This window comes from Arthrobacter sp. L77 (genome assembly GCF_000816565.1).
GTDB classification, from domain to species: domain Bacteria; phylum Actinomycetota; class Actinomycetes; order Actinomycetales; family Micrococcaceae; genus Arthrobacter_D; species Arthrobacter_D antioxidans.
Genome location: NZ_JWSU01000004.1, coordinates 82479 through 97170, shown reverse-complemented (window position 1 = coordinate 97170; position 14692 = coordinate 82479). Strand labels below are relative to the sequence as shown.

The window sequence follows — 14692 nt, the reverse complement described above, 5'->3', positions numbered from 1 at the left end:
CCATGGCCGGCATCAAGGACGTCGCCCAGCTGGCCGGCGTGTCCACCGCGACCGTCTCCCGGGCGCTCAGCGGCAACGGCCGGGTCTCCGAACGGGCGCGCGCCCGTGTCCTGCAGGCAGCGAGGGAGCTGGACTTCGTCGTCAGCTCCACGGCGTCCTCCCTGGCGTCCGGGCGGCACCGCAACATCGGCGTCGTCGTGCCGTCCGTGGCCCGCTGGTACTACTCCCAGATCGTGGACAGCCTCGCGGCGTCGCTCCTCACCGCCGGCTACGACCTCACGCTCTACAACCTGAACGAGGACGCCGGGCTCCGCGACCGCGTCCTGTCCGAGTTCCTGCTGCGCCAGCGCTGCGACGGCGTCATCCCGGTCTCCCTCGAACTGAGCCGGGAGGAACTGGGACAGCTCCTCGCCGTCGGCAAGCCCGTCGTGGGGATCGGCGGTCCGCTGCCCGGCGCCGAGACCTACAGCGTCAACGACCGCGAGATCGCGGAGCTCGCCACCGAGCACCTCATCACCCTGGGGCACCGGCGCATCGCCCACATCGGCGGGTCGGACGCCTTCGAGAACGATTTCCGGATCGCCGGCACGCGCCGCCACGGCTACGAATCGGCGATGGCCGCGGCGGGCCTGGAGATCCTCGACTCGTGGCGGGTGGACGCCGACTTCACCATCCAGGGCGCGCACAGCCAGGCGAAGCAGCTCCTCGGCTACCCGCGGGACACCCCGACGGCCGTGTTCTGCGCCTCGGACGAGATGGCCATCGGCGCCATCCTGGCCGCCCGCGAGCTGGGCCTGCGCGTCCCCGAGGACGTCTCCGTGATCGGCATCGACGGGCACGAGCTCGGTGAGGCGCTCGGCCTGACCACCGTGGCCCAGTTCCCGCAGCAGCAGGGCCAGCGCGCCGTCGAGCGCCTGCTGCAGATCCTGCAGGATCCCGGCGCCTACCATCCCGAGCACCACTCCGCCCGGACCGCGCTGATCATCCGGTCGAGCACCGCCGCGCCGTCCGCCTGACCCTGACCTGTACCGTCCCCGGGGACGTCCGGCCTCGGAGGTGCGTGTCGGGCCGCGACACGCCGCGCACCCTGACCGGGTCGGCGCCGAAGTCCCCGGCTCCGGCCCGGGACGCACGAGGGCCCGGCACCCCGGGAGGGATGCCGGGCCCCGGGAACGGACTACCGCGCCTCGAACACCGCCACCGTGCGGGCCGGGACCGTGAAGGTCCCGTCCTGCGTGGCCGCGGACCGGCCGACGACGTCGTCGCTCCCCTCCGCCTGGACGGCGTGCAGCGCGAAGCCCCTGCCGGCGGCGGCCGGGACGCGCTGGGAGGTGGGCTCGTCGGAGGCGTTGAAGACCACCACGATGCCCTTCCGCCCGGGATCGACGTCGGGGCCCACGGTGTCGTCCAGGTGCATCACGATCACGCCGGGCGTCTGGTCGGGGCCGCTGCCCGGGAAGGACAGCTTCTGCTGGACGAGCCCGGCCGTGCCGAGGCTGAACAGCGGGCTGCCCTGCCGGATCCGCAGCAACTCCTGCGCCTGCCCGCTCGCGGCCTCGATGTCCGCGGGTGAGGGCTTGAGCGCCGGGTCGGCCAGCAGCGGCTGCATGAATGCGTACTTCGCCTCGTTGTCCGCCCGCGGCGGCAGGCCCCGGCCGAAGCCGTTGTCCGTGCCGGTGTGGTCGAGGATGTTGAACCAGTCGCCGGAATCGTAGCTGTTGCGGTCCAGGGACTTGCTGCGCAGCGCCTCGCCGCCCGCGTGCCAGAAGGAGACGCCCTGGCCCAGTGCAGTGGTGGAGAGCGCCAGGGTCTGCATCCTGACGCGGTCGGGCATCGGCGTGTCGGCCGGCAGCTTGAACGCGAGCGCGTCGAAGAGCGTCTCGTTGTCGTGTGCCTCGACGTAGGTGATGCTCTCCTGGGGGTCCGCCGCGTACCCGGTCGGCGATCCGTTGTAGTCCACGTCGGCGCCCGTGACCTGCTCGCCGTGGCGGTCGGTGAACGTGTAGTCCTTCAGGTTGCCGGTCAGTCCCACCCGGATCTGGTCCTGCGACAGGAGCAGCTCGGCGCGCTGTTCGGCCTCGGTGCCGTTGCCGGCGACGCCGTTCGGGTCGGTCAGCAGTCCGGAGGCGAAGCCCTGGATCCGCGGATCCTCGTCGAAGGGCCCACCGCCGCGCACCGCGTCGCGGAGGCGGTCGTTGAACGTGCCGATGCCGGTGCCGGCCATGGTGGCCTGCGTGGCCTGGACGAACCGGGCGTTGTCCGCGACCTCCCCGAAGTTCCAGCCCTCGCCGTACAGGTAGATGGACCTGCCGTCCACGCCGTCGCGCTTGAGCGTCAGCTTGTCGAGGGCCGCGCGGACGTCGAGGATGTTCTGCTTCGAGTGGTGCCCCATGAGGTCGAACCGGAAGCCGTCGAGCTTGTAGGTGCGTGCGAGCGTCACGATCGAGTCGACCATCAGCTTGCCCATCATGGTGTGCTCGGTCGCGGTGTTCGGGCAGCACGTCGAGGTCTCGACGGCACCCGACTCGGGGTTCAGGCGGTGGTAGTAGCCGGGGACGATCCGGTCGAGGTTGTTGTCCGAGGCCTGACCGGCGCCCGCGGTGTGGTTGTACACGACGTCCTGGATGACGCGCAGTCCGGACTCGTTGAGCGAGGCGACCATGCCGCGGAACTCGCGGATGCGCGTGGCGTCCTCGGGGTTCGTCGAGTAGGAGCCCTCCGGCGTCGTGTAGTGCAGGGGGTCGTAGCCCCAGTTGAAGCCGTCCCGGGAGGCGACGTCGGTGACGCACTGCTGCTGTCCGGTGCTGTCGGGGGCGAACGCCTCGAGGTCGCAGGCGGGGTCGGCCTGCTGCGCACGGTCCTCCTCGATGGTGCCGATGTCGTTCACGGGCAGGAGGTGGATGGCGTTGAGCCCGTTGTCCGCCAGCTCCGAGAGCCGCTGCATGCCGGCGCTGTCCGGCCTGCTGAACGCGGCGTAGGTGCCGCGTTCGGCCTCGGGCACGGTGGTGTCGGTGATCGAGAAGTCGCGCACGTGGAGTTCGTAGACGGACAGCTCCTCGGGGCGATCGAGGGCCGGTTTCGGCAGGCGAGCCCACGACGACGGCATGAGCGAGGGATCCGTGAGGTCCACGAACAGGGACCGCTCCGAGTTCGTGGACAGCCCGACGCTGTAGGGGTCGGTCACGAGGTTGTGTTCCACGGCGCCGGTCTCGGGGACGAAGACCTCGACGTCGTAGAGGTAGTACGCGCCGTTCCAGTCCTTCTCGCCGTCGACGCTCCAGACGCCGTCCTTGCCCGCGCGCAGGGGACGGGTGGCGATCGGGTCCCCACCCGAGCCGTCGCGGAAGACCTGCACCGAGACACTGCGGGCCGTCGGGGCCCAGAGATCCAGGTGGGGCTTCCTGCCCTTCCAGCTGAGGCCGAGCTGCTCGCGGGCGGCCCCTGCATAGAGGTCGTCGAGCACGCCGGGCACCTGGACGCCCGTGGTGGCCAGGACCTTCCCGTCCGGCCCGACGGCGGCGAGGAGCAGCTGACCCTTGAGCAGGTCCCCGGCCTTCCGGGCGTCCTTCCTGCCGAGCGTCACCGTCGCGAGGTCGGCCAGATGGGGGTACCGTGCGGCGAGACGCGCGGGCAGGACGTCCTTGCCTCGCTCGAGGTCGATGTAGCTGCCGCCCGTGACGCTCCCGTCGCCGGCGACGAGTCCGCCCTCCGGGGCGGAGTAGAGGCGGAAACGGGCATCGGCCGGCACCTCGACACCCCAGGCGAGGGTGTCCGCGGTGAGCCAGTGCGCCGCCGTCGACCCGGTGGGCGCCTGGGGCGCGTCGCTCGAGACGGCGTGGGTGCGGTGGTTGTAGGTGAAGGTCACGGGGCCGCCCGGGGCCTGCAGCGCCAGGTTCGCGCCACCGGCGGCGCCGTCGGCGCCGTAGTTCTCACCCCAGGACCCATTCAGCGCCACCTTGTACTCGTAGGATCCGGCGGGGACGTCGAAGGTCGCCGACCAGGTGTCCGGCGCCCCGTCCACGGGGACGAGCCTCGTGGCGGCGCACTCCGGCTGCCAGTCGTCGGGGCAGCCGAGTTCTGCCTGGAGGGAACCCACGAGGGCCACCGTTCCCGGCGGGGTCGTGTGGTCGGCGAGCGCGGGCGCCGGCATGAGGGTCGCCAGGAGCGGCGCGGTCAGGACGACGGCGGCCAGCCGGGACCGGCGCCGAAGGGCCGGCCTCCCGCTGGTCCGGGGCGTGTCCGTGGTGTTCGGGGTCATGGTGGTCCTTCCCCGACCCTGCGTCGCTGCAGGCCGGACTGAGGAGGGGTGAATACCCTGATCCTAGGGACGCGGCGCGGCGAGCAGAAGGGCTTTGCAAAAGTTTCACGCAATCTTTCGGGTCGGACGAAGGCCTGCGCTAGATTGGGGCCATGACTCCCGGCAAGCGTACCGAGCGGCCGCGCCTGGACGACGTCGCCCGCACCGCCGGCGTCAGCGTACCCACCGTGTCGCGTGTCCTGAACGGCAAGGGCGGTGCCTCCCAGGAGACCCGGCAGGCCGTCCTCGCGGCGATGGACAGCCTGGGCTACGAGCGGCCCTCCCGCACGGCCGGGCGCTCCAAGGGGCAGATCGGCGTCGTCGTGCCGGACCTCGTGAATCCGATCTTCCCGGCGTTCGCCGGCGCCATCGCGGCCCTGCTGGCACCCAACGACTACATCCCCGCCCTGTGCACCCTGCCGGGCGGGGGCATCACCGAGGACGAGTACGTCGCCCTCCTGCTGGACCAGGGCGTCAGCGGGATCATCTTCGTCTGCGCCGCGCACTCCGACGGCCGGGCGAGCCTGGAACGCTACCGCCGCCTGCGCGGGCGGGTCCCGTTCGTCCTCGTCAACGGGGCCAGGCCCGAGGTCGACGCGCCGTCCGTCTCCAACGACGACGCCACGGCCATCCGCACGGCCGTCCGGCACGTCGTGGCGCAGGGCCATCAGCGTGTCGGCTTCGCGACCGGCCCCGACCGCTTCATCCCGAGCCGCCGCAAGCTGGAGGGCTTCCGCTCAGGGCTGGTCCAGTTCCTCGGCGAGGACGACGCCGGGCCGCACATCGCGACGAGCATGTTCACCATCGAGGGCGGGCAGAGCGCGGCGAACGAGCTCCTCGACTCGGGACACACGGCGATCATCTGCGCCTCGGACGTCATGGCCCTCGGCGCCGTCCGCGCCGCGCAGACCCGGGGCCTCAGGGTACCGGAGGACATCTCGGTGGTCGGCTTCGACGACTCCCCGCTCATGGCCTTCACCGATCCGCCGCTGACGACCCTGCGGCAGAACGTGGCGGCGATGGCCGAGGCGGCCGTCCACGCCCTGGTCACGGAGCTGGACGGGGATCGGGTCACCCGGAACGAGATCCTGTTCCAGTCGGACCTGGTGGTCCGCGGCTCCACCGGGGCGGGACCCGCGGTGCGGACGGGCCCCGGGGTGTCCTGAGGCCGGCCGCGCCTGGCCCGGGAACCTAGCCGCGCGACTGGTTGACGGTCCGCGCCGACTCGGGGCGCCACACCATGAGGGCCTGGGTGCGGGCGCGGGGACGCTGCCCGCGGACGAGGGTGACGACGTCCCCCGCGAGACCCGCGGCGAACACCCGGCTCGACTCGGCCTGGACACGGCGGGCCGCCAGTTCGGAGGACAGCTCCGCGACGCGCGACTGCAGGGCCGCGACCTGGTTCTCGAGGTCGAGGATCCGCCGGATGCCCTCCAGCGATACGCCTTCCTGCGACAGCCGCTGGACCTCGCGCAGGGTGCTGACGTCCTTCTGGGAGTAGCGCCGCGCCCGGCCCGGCGCACGGCTCGGCGTCACGAGCCCCAGCCTGTCGTACTGGCGGAGCGTCTGCGGGTGCATGTCGGCGAGCTCGGCGGCCACCGAGATGACATAGATGGGCAGGGTGTGGTCCATGACGGACCTCCTTCCGATGCCGATGTTCCCGGGTGCTGCTCGGATGTGCCGTGCGGACGTGCTGTTACAGGCGCGCCTTCGCGACCAGGCCTGCCCGCGGATCCGCGTCCTTCGTGGCGGCGCGGAACGTCTCCACGGCGGCTTCCGCCTCCTTCGAGAGGTTCTGCGGAACGACGATGTCGACGATGACCAGCAGGTCGCCGGTCGTCTTCGACGTCTTCACCCCCCGGCCCTTGAGCCGGAGCGTCCTGCCCGACGGCGTGCCGGCGGGTACCCGCATGGTGACCATCTCGCCGGTGAGCGTCGGCACCTTGATCTCGGCACCGAGCGCCGCCTCGGGGAAGCTGACGGGCACGTGGACGCGGATGTTGTCGCCGTCGCGCTTGAAGAGCGGATGCTCCTTCACGCTCACGCTGACCATGAGGTCGCCGGGGCCGGCCTGGCCCGGCTGCCCCTTGCCCTTGACCCGGACCTTCTGGCCGTCGCGGATGCCGGCCGGGATGCGGACGTCGATCTGCTCCCCGGAGGGTTCGCGCAGCCCGATGGTCGTACCGTTGATGGCACCGCCGAAGGAGATGGACGTGCTCGCCGTGCGGTCCGCGCCCTTCTGCGGGCGGGTGGACTGGAACCCGCCGGGGAATCCGCCGCCGCCGCCCATGCCCCCGCCACCGAACAGGTCGGCGAATTCGGGGGGCAGGTTGCCGTTCGAGAACCCGGTGCGCTGGCGGGTGCCCGCGCCCTGGCCGAAGAGGTTGCCGAAGACGTCCTCGAAGCCGGCGTTGCCGCCGGCGCCTCCGCCCGCTCCACCTGCGGAGAAGCGCGCGCCGCCGCCCATCGCGCGGATGGCGTCGTACTGCTGGCGCTCCTCGGCGTCGGACAGGACGGAGTAGGCCTCCGAGACGTCCTTGAAGGTGCGCTCCGACGCCGCGGCCCCCTGGTTCTGGTCGGGGTGGTGCTTGCGCGCGAGCTTCCGGTACGCCTTCTTGATCTCGTCACCGGACGCATCCTTGGAGACACCCAGGATCTTGTAGAAATCCTTGTCGACCCAATCCTGACTAGCCAATTGGCGTCTCCTTCCGTTGTTCATCCGAATAAAGAGGTGAGTAAGCGGCGCAAGCCGGGGCAGCCCTCGAGGAAGGCGGCTCCAATATCTCCCAGCGAGCTCTGCGAGCAGGGAGATTTCGTTGCCGCCGTTCGAGGGCTGCTCCGGCGTTCACGGTGCTGATTACTCGGGCACTGCCACGATCACCTGGGCGGCACGGAGGACGCGCTCCCCCTTGCGGTAGCCCGCGCGGAGGATCTGGCTGACGCTGTCCGCCTGGACGTCCGCGCTCGGCTGCTGCATGAGCGCCTCGTGGACGTTCGGGTCGAACGCGACACCCACCTCGTCGATCCGCGTCAGCTCGTACGTCTTCAGGACGTTCTCGAGCTTTCCCGCGATCGCCGCGAACGGGCCCTCCGCGAGATCGCCGTGCTGGCGTGCGGCGTCGATGTCGTCGAGGACGGGCATCAGCGAGTTGAGGACACCGATGACCGCCTGGTCGCGGGCGACGTCCCGGTCACGCTCGACGCGGCGCCGGTAGTTGACGTACTCCGCCTGCAGGCGGAGCAGGTCGTTGCGGAGCTCCGCGACGACGTCCACTGCCGGGTCGTGACCCTCGGCACCTGCCTCGTTCAGGATCGCCTCGGCCTGGGCCAGGGCATCCCCTTCGGAAGCGTCGGCCGCGGGCGTGGCCTGCGCTCCGGCCGCGGATTCCTCCGCGGCCGGCTCACCGGCGTCCTGCTGCTGCCCACGGACTTCGCCCGTCTCCGGGTCGATCTCCCGGTTGTCGGAGGAGTTCACCGGCTCCGACTGGTGCTCTTCTTCATTTCCGTGGTGCGGCATGACTACTTCTTCTCGTTGGTGTCTTCGTCAACCACTTCGGCGTCGACGATGTCCTCGTCGGTGCCTGCGGAGGCTGGCTGGTCGTCGGCGGGCGCTGCGCCTGCCTGGCCGGCGTCCTGCTGGGCCGAGGCGTAGATCGCTTCGCCGAGCTTGGACTGCGAGGCCTGCAGCTTCTCGAACGCCGCCTTGACCTCGTCGTCGTTGTCCTGCGTCTCGAGGGCCTTCTTGAGGGCGTCGACGTCGGCCTGGACCTCGGTCCTGACCTCCTCCGGCAGCTTGTCCGCGTTGTCGGCGATGAGCTTGTCCACGGAGTAGGCGAGCTGCTCGGCGCCGTTGCGGACGTCGGCCGCCTCGCGGCGCTTCTTGTCCTCGGCGGCGTGCTCCTCGGCCTCGCGCACCATGCGGTCGATGTCCTCCTTGGAGAGCGAGGAACCACCGGTGATGGTCATCGACTGCTCGGTCCCGGTGCCCTTGTCCTTGGCGGACACGTGCACGATGCCGTTGGCGTCGATGTCGAAGGTGACCTCGACCTGCGGGACGCCGCGCGGGGCCGGCGCGATGCCGGTCAGCTCGAACGTGCCCAGCGGCTTGTTGTCGCGGGTGAACTCACGCTCGCCCTGGAACACCTGGATCGCCACCGACGGCTGGTTGTCGTCCGCCGTGGTGAAGGTCTCGCTGCGCTTGGTGGGGATGGCCGTGTTGCGCTCGATGAGCTTGGTCATCATGCCGCCCTTGGTCTCGATGCCCAGGGACAGCGGGGTGACGTCGATGAGGAGGACGTCCTTGCGCTCACCCTTCAGGACGCCGGCCTGCAGTGCGGCACCGACGGCCACGACCTCGTCCGGGTTGACGCCCTTGTTGGGCTCCTTGCCACCGGCGAGCTCCTTGACGAGCTCTCCGACAGCGGGCATGCGGGTGGAGCCGCCGACGAGGACGATGTGGTCGATGTCGGCCACCTTGATGCCGGCTTCGGTGATGACGTCGTGGAACGGCTTCTTCGTGCGGTCCAGGAGGTCCTTGGTGAGGTCCTGGAACTTGGCGCGGGAGAGGTGCTCGTCGAGGTGGACGGGTCCGTCCGGCGTCACCGAGAGGTACTGCAGGGAGATGTTGGTGGACGTCGCCGAGGACAGCTCCTTCTTGGCCTGCTCGGCGGCTTCCTTCAGCCTCTGCAGGGCGATCTTGTCCTTGGAGAGGTCGGCGCCCTTGGCCTTGGCCTGCGAGAGCAGGTAGTCCACGACGCGCTGGTCCCAGTCGTCGCCGCCGAGGCGGTTGTCGCCGGCGGTCGAGCGGACCTGGATGGTGGAGAAGGCGTCCTCGTCCTTGCCGACTTCGAGCAGGGAGACGTCGAACGTTCCGCCGCCGAGGTCGAACACGAGGATCAGCTCGTCTTCCTTGCCCTTGTCGAGGCCGTAGGCGAGGGCCGCGGCGGTGGGCTCGTTGACGATGCGCAGCACCTTCAGGCCTGCGACCTCGCCGGCCTCCTTGGTGGCCTGGCGCTCAGCGTCGTTGAAGTACGCCGGCACGGTGATCACGGCGTCGGTGACCTTCTCGCCGAGGTAGCTCTCGGCGTCGGTCTTGAGCTTCTGGAGGATACGCGCCGAGATCTCCTGCGGCGTGTACTTCTTGTCGTCGACGGCGATGTTCCAGTCGGTGCCCATGTGGCGCTTGACCGACGCGATGGTGCGGTCGATGTTGTTGACGGCCTGGCGCTTGGCGATCTCGCCGACCAGGACCTCGCCGGACTTGGAGAATGCGACGATCGACGGCGTGGTGCGGGCGCCCTCGGCGTTCGCGATGACGGTGGGCTCGCCGCCTTCGAGAACCGAGACGACCGAGTTGGTGGTTCCGAGGTCAATACCTACTGCACGTGACATGCAAATTCCTTTCGACTGCCCGGGGTTTGCGAGGCGCTCATCCGCCGGGCGCGTAGATTGAGCGTTCTGCACTCAACTATACGGGCGGACCGGGTCAGGTCAAAACGGAGTTGAGTCCCACCGACTCAACTCCGGCTTCCTAGGCCGCCGGCACGGCGGTGATGAGCCCTTCCCGGAAGGCGTCGACGAAGAGCGCGTGGTCCTCGCGCACCGTCGCGGCGTAGGCCTCCCCGAACCCGACGATGTCCTCGAGGAAGTCCTCGCGCGAGCGGTCCACGGCCGCCAGGATGGCGGTCTCCGTGCGGAACGGCACGAGGTCGTGGTCGCTGTCCTCGTCGGTCGAGCAGTGGATCTTCGCCGTCGCCTGTCCGAGCGCCTCGAGCACCGGCACCATCTGCTCGGGTTCCGTGAGGTCCTCCCACGAGAGGTCCCGCTTGTAGGGAGAGAGCTCCGACACCACGAAGGAGACCCCGCGGATGGTCGTGTAACCGAGGAACGGATCGGTGTGGGTCTGCAGGGACCGCTGGCTGATGACGGCGCGGTGCCCGTCGTCCACGAAGTAGCCGCGGACCCGCTCGTCGTCGACGATCCGGCTGGGCGCGGCGATGTTCGACTGCTTCATCGTGAGGAGGATGTCGTTCTCCTGGGCCTCGTCGAAGCCCTCGATCAGCACGTTGTAGGTCGGGAGGCCGGCGCTGCCGATCCCGAACCCCTTCTTGCCCACGATGCCCTTCACCCGGTAGAACACCCGCCGCCGGGACCGGTCGCTGTCCGGGATGGTGGAGAGGTAGCGATCGAAGGCGTCCGCGACCTCCCGGCGCTCGTCGTCGCCGAGCACCCGGATCGAGCCGTCGTCGCGGAACTGGCGTTCGTAGTCCTCGATGAGCGTGAGCGCGTCGAGCAGCCGCGTCCTGCGGGCCGCCCTGGCCTGCTGCAGCACCCGGTAGACGGGGCCGTCCGTGTTGTCGAGCCCGAAGGCGAAGGTGGACTGCTCGTCGTCCACGTAGTCCGCGACCCGGCCGAGGTAGGCCTCCAGATAGATGCGCGAGAGGTCGCGCACCGACTGCGAGGGCAGCGCCTTCTGCCAGCACAGCAGCGTCAGCGACGCGACGAAGCGGCGGAGGTCCCACGAGAAGTGGCCCACGTACGCCTCGTCGAAGTCGTTGACGTCGAAGGTGAGCCGGCCCTCGTTGCTCATGTAGGTGCCGAAGTTCTCCGCGTGCAGGTCGCCGTGGATCCACACGCGGCCGGTGCGCTCGTCCGCCCAGGCGTCGTCGAGCCGTGCCATATCGGTGTAGAACAGGGCCGCGCTGCCCCGGTAGAAGGCATACGGGTCCGCGGCCATCTTCCGGAACCGCGCCCGGAAGGCGAGGGGGTCCACGCCCATGAGGTCCTGGTGGGCCTCCACGAGGGTGCTGACGATGTGCTGCTGACGGGACTCGGTGGCTGCCATCACGCCACCGTACGCGCGTTCCCTGTGGACCGCCGGAGGATCAGTGGTGCGCGGGAACCGGTTGCAGGGCGGGCGCACCCGCCCGCCGCGCCTTCAGGAACCCGTCCACCACGTCCCAGGCGACGAGCAGGACCAGCACTCCGGTGACGATGGAGGCGATGGTCCAGCCGCCGCCGGTCGGGGCGGCCGGATCCCAGCCGACGGCCTCGGTGAAGTCCGGGTTGAGCAGCCGCCCTTCGGACCACAGGAGGATCACGGGGACCGCGAAGGCGAGATCGAGCGCGAGATTCACGACGGCGGCCGCCCAGGACCAGTCCCGCAGGTACAGCCAGAGGGCGAACGCGGCCTCCGCGATGATCAGCCCGAGGAACCACGGAAGCCAGAAGGACCACAGCGCGGGATCGAGGAACGGGACGGGCTGTCCGCCGGGGTCCCGGACGACGGAGGACACCTGCTGCCAGAGGACGGCCACCGCCAGGGCGGCGAGGAAGACGAGGGAGGCGATGAAGTCCGGCAGCCGGCTGCGGCGGGAGTGGTCGGGCACTGCAGGGAGGCAGTCGGGCGACCACTCCGTCCCGGTGTCGGTGGTGCCCGAACGCTCGAGGACGGCGAACACCAGCGTGGTCCAGAAGCCCACGTGCACCGTGACGCCCAGCGCGGTCGCCGCCGCACTGCCGATGGCGGCACCGAGGTCACCCTGGCTCAGGAACTGCACGAGGAAGACCACCGTGGTGCTGATCGGCACCACGATGGACAGCAGGGTCTTCAGGAGCCGCAGCCAGTCGAGGTAGTACCGGGGCCCGATCAGCAGCAGCGGGCGTTGCACGTAGTCGGCTGCGAGGCGTTCCGGGTCGCCCAGTTCCGCAAGAGCCGAGCGTTCGGCCGCACCGGGCTCCTCCCCCGCGGTGCGGTGTGCGTCGACGGCGTCGCCGATCATCACCCGGATCTCGGGTTCGATCTCGGCGCGCTGGGCGTCGGGTACGGTGCGGACGGCCGCCCAGACGTACCGGTCGGTCAGCGTGGTCATGGCAGTTCCCCTTCGGCGAGGCGGTGCAGCGATGCGGTCAGCCGATCCCAGTCGGCCGTGAGGGTGGCGGCGAGGTCGTCGCCGGCCGGGCTCGTCCGGTAGAACTTCCGCGGACGGGATTCGGCGGTGTTCCACTCGCTGGTCAGCAGGCCCTGCTTCTCGAGGCGCCGAAGGAGCGGGTAGAGCGTGTTCGCATCGACCTGGAGGTCCAGGGCGTCGAGCGAGCCGAGGAGTGCATACCCGTAGTCGGGGGTGCGCAGCCGGGTGAGACATGCCAGGACGACCGTCCCGCGGCGCAGTTCCTGCAGGTGCCCGGCCACCAGGCCCTCATCGATGTCCATGCCGACACCATAGTGTGCGACACACAGTGCAGGAAGAGGCGGCGGGTCGCTGGTCCGACGATCACCCGGCGCGGGTGAGACCCGCAGGTGCCATACTGTCGGCCATGGATCTCGACCGATGGTGGAACAGGGTCACGCCGCAGACCCGGGAGTGGCTGATCGCCCACAACGGCGAGGCGCTCACGCCCGAGGTGGTCGCCGACATCGGCAGCGCCGGCGGCCTGGTGGCCTCGGAGTCGTGGTGGATGGGCGGGCGTGGCCCCGACGGCATCTTCCTCTCGGACGCGGCGACGGACTGGATCGAGGAGCGCGCCAACCAGGAGTAGTCCCGGGCCGCGCCGCGGCGCGCCCACCGCGGCGCGCGCTACCGCAGGATCAGGAGCACGGCCAGCAGGAGCATGACGGCGGCGATCAGCGCATCCAGGATGCGCCAGGCCCACGGGCGGGCGAAGACGGGGGCGAGGAAGCGCGCACCGACGCCGAGCGCCGAGAACCACAGGATGCTGCCGAGGGCAGCACCGGCACCGAACCACCAGCGGCCCGGCGTGCCGTGCGTGTTCGCGAGTGACCCCAGCAGCAGCACGGTGTCCAGGTACACGTGTGGATTAAGCCAGGTCAGGGCGAGGCAGGTCCCGAGCGCGGCACGCCAGGACATCGTGGCGGGTCCGCCGTCGACGTCGAGACGCTCCCCCCGGAGCGCCCGCCGTGCCGCGAGGACCGCGTACCCGGCGAGGAAGGCCGCCCCGGCCCACCGCACCACCTCAAGGAGCACGGGGGCCCGCTCGATCGCAGCTCCCAACCCGCCGACGCCGAGCACGATCAGGACGAGGTCCGAGACGGCACACACCGTCACGACCAGCGCCACGTGGGACCGCCGCAGGCCCTGGCGCAGCACGAAGGCGTTCTGCGAGCCGATGGCGACGATCAGGGTCAGACCGGCGACGAGGCCGGTGGCGGCTGTGGAGATCACGCATCCCAAACTAGGCGCGGCGTCGATGGTTAGACAAACTAATTTTACTTCAGCGTGATAAGAATTGCTTATGAAGTCCGTCGATCAGGCACAGGCCGAGGCTCTTGCGGCGATCATCGACACGGGGAGTTTCGAAGCAGCGGCCTCCGCGCTGTCCGTCTCGCCCTCGGCGATCAGCCAGCGGATCCGGGCGCTCGAGGTGGCCGTGGGGCGCCCCGTCGTCACCCGTACACGCCCCCTGCGCCCCACCGACGCGGGAGAGGCGATCATCCGCTTCGCCCGCCGGCTCGAACTGCTGTCGGCGGACCTCGCCACCGAGCTCGACTCCGCCCGGGAGGGCCCCCGTCGACGGATCACGATCGTGGTCAATGGCGACTCGCTGCACACGTGGGTCCTCCCGGCCCTCGCCCAGGTCGCCGACACCCTGCAACTGGAGATCCTGCGGGAGGACGAGGACTACTCCCTCGAGCTGCTGCGCAACGGCACCGCCTCGGCGGCCATCACCTCCGTGGCCTCTCCCGTGCAGGGGTGCTCCTCGCGGCCGCTCGGCGTCATGCGCTACGTGCCGGTCTGTTCCCGGGGCTTCCGGGACACCTGGTTCGCCGACGGGGCGACGCCCGAACGGCTCTCCCTTGCACCCGTGGTCCTCTTCGACCGGAAGGACGACCTCCAGGACCAGTACCTGCGTTCGCGCACCCGCCGCGCCGTCGACCCGCCGCGCCACTACCTGCCCGCGGCGCAGGAGTTCGCCGACGCGGTCCGTCTCGGCATGGGCTGGGGCCTCGTATCCGAAGCGGAGTGGCGGTCCGACCCGCGGGACCTGGTCCGCTTCGACCCGCGAGGCCAGGTGGACGTGCCGCTGTACTGGCAGCAATGGCGCCACGGTTCCACGGCCCTGGCCGCCGTCGGCGACGCGGTACTGCGGTCCGCGGCGCTCCTTCTCCGCCCACCCGTGCGGAGGCGCTGACCACGGGGTGACGCCCTGCACCGGGCGCCGTGACGCCACGGCTCGACGGCGCTCCCGCTCGTTCACCAAGGCGTCGGCGGGGGTTGCTACTATCGTCGAGCGAGCAGCCGCTCGTCGACAAAGGCAAACCCGGTGCGAGCCGGGGACGCAAAGCCACGGGACCCTCGAGGTCAGCCGGGCCGCCGAAGAGAACAGGTCCATGGACTATGCCCCGGACACGCGAAGTCCCAACCGTTCCCATACCTG

The 14692-nt window shown here is 70.4% G+C and carries 13 protein-coding genes and 1 riboswitch; of the genes, 4 read left to right on the top strand and 9 right to left on the bottom strand.

Annotation, left to right across the window (positions count from 1 at the left end; translation table 11 throughout):
• The first annotated feature begins 2 nt into the window (after positions 1-2).
• The gene (locus RY94_RS03050) at positions 3-1016 is read left to right on the top strand and encodes a LacI family DNA-binding transcriptional regulator (RefSeq protein ID WP_043441694.1); all 1014 of its coding nucleotides are present in this window, start codon (positions 3-5) and stop codon (positions 1014-1016) included.
• A 161-nt stretch (positions 1017-1177) separates the two neighbouring features.
• Here the strand turns inward: RY94_RS03050 and pulA are convergent, their stop codons facing one another.
• Positions 1178-4258 (bottom strand): pullulanase-type alpha-1,6-glucosidase, encoded by a 3081-nt coding sequence (gene pulA / locus RY94_RS03045; protein ID WP_043441691.1) that lies wholly within the window; start codon positions 4256-4258, stop codon positions 1178-1180.
• A 152-nt stretch (positions 4259-4410) separates the two neighbouring features.
• On the opposite strand from pulA, the gene RY94_RS03040 reads away from it, so the two are divergent.
• The gene (locus tag RY94_RS03040; protein ID WP_043441688.1) at positions 4411-5463 is read left to right on the top strand and encodes a LacI family DNA-binding transcriptional regulator; all 1053 of its coding nucleotides are present in this window, start codon (positions 4411-4413) and stop codon (positions 5461-5463) included.
• Positions 5464-5488: 25 nt separating this feature from the next.
• Here the strand turns inward: RY94_RS03040 and RY94_RS03035 are convergent, their stop codons facing one another.
• The 7 genes from RY94_RS03035 to RY94_RS03005 all read right to left on the bottom strand — a co-directional run bounded on the left by RY94_RS03035 (position 5489) and on the right by RY94_RS03005 (position 12509).
• Positions 5489-5929 (bottom strand): heat shock protein transcriptional repressor HspR, encoded by a 441-nt coding sequence (locus RY94_RS03035; RefSeq protein WP_043441685.1) that lies wholly within the window; start codon positions 5927-5929, stop codon positions 5489-5491.
• A gap of 64 nt (positions 5930-5993) precedes the next feature.
• Complete coding sequence (locus RY94_RS03030; protein WP_043441683.1) at positions 5994-6992, bottom strand: DnaJ C-terminal domain-containing protein; 999 nt, start codon at positions 6990-6992, stop codon at positions 5994-5996.
• A 162-nt stretch (positions 6993-7154) separates the two neighbouring features.
• Positions 7155-7814 (bottom strand): nucleotide exchange factor GrpE, encoded by a 660-nt coding sequence (locus RY94_RS03025; RefSeq protein WP_043441680.1) that lies wholly within the window; start codon positions 7812-7814, stop codon positions 7155-7157.
• Between the two features lie 2 nt (positions 7815-7816).
• Positions 7817-9688, bottom strand: a complete 1872-nt coding sequence (gene dnaK, locus RY94_RS03020) for a molecular chaperone DnaK (RefSeq protein ID WP_043441677.1) — start codon at positions 9686-9688, stop codon at positions 7817-7819.
• A 139-nt stretch (positions 9689-9827) separates the two neighbouring features.
• The gene (locus RY94_RS03015) at positions 9828-11141 is read right to left on the bottom strand and encodes a DUF2252 domain-containing protein (RefSeq protein WP_043441675.1); all 1314 of its coding nucleotides are present in this window, start codon (positions 11139-11141) and stop codon (positions 9828-9830) included.
• Positions 11142-11181: 40 nt separating this feature from the next.
• Positions 11182-12168: a hypothetical protein gene (locus tag RY94_RS03010; RefSeq protein WP_043441673.1), complete on the bottom strand. Its 987-nt coding sequence runs from the start codon at positions 12166-12168 to the stop codon at positions 11182-11184.
• The gene (locus tag RY94_RS03005; protein ID WP_043441671.1) at positions 12165-12509 is read right to left on the bottom strand and encodes a PadR family transcriptional regulator; all 345 of its coding nucleotides are present in this window, start codon (positions 12507-12509) and stop codon (positions 12165-12167) included. The genes RY94_RS03010 and RY94_RS03005 overlap by 4 nt, the downstream gene beginning before the upstream one ends.
• Before the next feature lie 104 nt (positions 12510-12613).
• On the opposite strand from RY94_RS03005, the gene RY94_RS03000 reads away from it, so the two are divergent.
• Positions 12614-12835, top strand: coding sequence for a hypothetical protein (locus tag RY94_RS03000; protein ID WP_043441669.1), 222 nt, complete (start codon positions 12614-12616; stop codon positions 12833-12835).
• Positions 12836-12873: 38 nt separating this feature from the next.
• On the opposite strand, the gene RY94_RS02995 is transcribed toward RY94_RS03000, so the two are convergent.
• A complete protein-coding gene (locus tag RY94_RS02995) occupies positions 12874-13479 on the bottom strand; it encodes a LysE/ArgO family amino acid transporter (protein WP_043441667.1) in 606 nt (201 codons plus the stop codon).
• Between the two features lie 70 nt (positions 13480-13549).
• On the opposite strand from RY94_RS02995, the gene RY94_RS02990 reads away from it, so the two are divergent.
• Positions 13550-14446, top strand: coding sequence for a LysR family transcriptional regulator ArgP (locus RY94_RS02990; RefSeq protein WP_043441664.1), 897 nt, complete (start codon positions 13550-13552; stop codon positions 14444-14446).
• Positions 14447-14558: 112 nt separating this feature from the next.
• A riboswitch (cyclic di-GMP riboswitch) is annotated at positions 14559-14633 on the top strand.
• Positions 14634-14692 lie beyond the last annotated feature (59 nt).

What these genes read in the sequence shown, in the direction of transcription:
- RY94_RS03005 (WP_043441671.1), bottom strand. Translation starts at nt 12,509, where the DNA reads ATGGACATCGATGAGGGCCTGGTGGCCGGGCACCTGCAGGAACTGCGC.
- RY94_RS03010 (WP_043441673.1), bottom strand. Translation starts at nt 12,168, where the DNA reads ATGACCACGCTGACCGACCGGTACGTCTGGGCGGCCGTCCGCACCGTA.
- RY94_RS03015 (WP_043441675.1), bottom strand. Translation starts at nt 11,141, where the DNA reads ATGGCAGCCACCGAGTCCCGTCAGCAGCACATCGTCAGCACCCTCGTG.
- dnaK (WP_043441677.1), bottom strand. Translation starts at nt 9,688, where the DNA reads ATGTCACGTGCAGTAGGTATTGACCTCGGAACCACCAACTCGGTCGTC.
- pulA (WP_043441691.1), bottom strand. Translation starts at nt 4,258, where the DNA reads ATGACCCCGAACACCACGGACACGCCCCGGACCAGCGGGAGGCCGGCC.
- RY94_RS02990 (WP_043441664.1), top strand. Translation starts at nt 13,550, where the DNA reads ATGAAGTCCGTCGATCAGGCACAGGCCGAGGCTCTTGCGGCGATCATC.
- RY94_RS03040 (WP_043441688.1), top strand. Translation starts at nt 4,411, where the DNA reads ATGACTCCCGGCAAGCGTACCGAGCGGCCGCGCCTGGACGACGTCGCC.
- RY94_RS03000 (WP_043441669.1), top strand. Translation starts at nt 12,614, where the DNA reads ATGGATCTCGACCGATGGTGGAACAGGGTCACGCCGCAGACCCGGGAG.
- RY94_RS03050 (WP_043441694.1), top strand. Translation starts at nt 3, where the DNA reads ATGGCCGGCATCAAGGACGTCGCCCAGCTGGCCGGCGTGTCCACCGCG.
- RY94_RS03035 (WP_043441685.1), bottom strand. Translation starts at nt 5,929, where the DNA reads ATGGACCACACCCTGCCCATCTATGTCATCTCGGTGGCCGCCGAGCTC.
- RY94_RS03025 (WP_043441680.1), bottom strand. Translation starts at nt 7,814, where the DNA reads ATGCCGCACCACGGAAATGAAGAAGAGCACCAGTCGGAGCCGGTGAAC.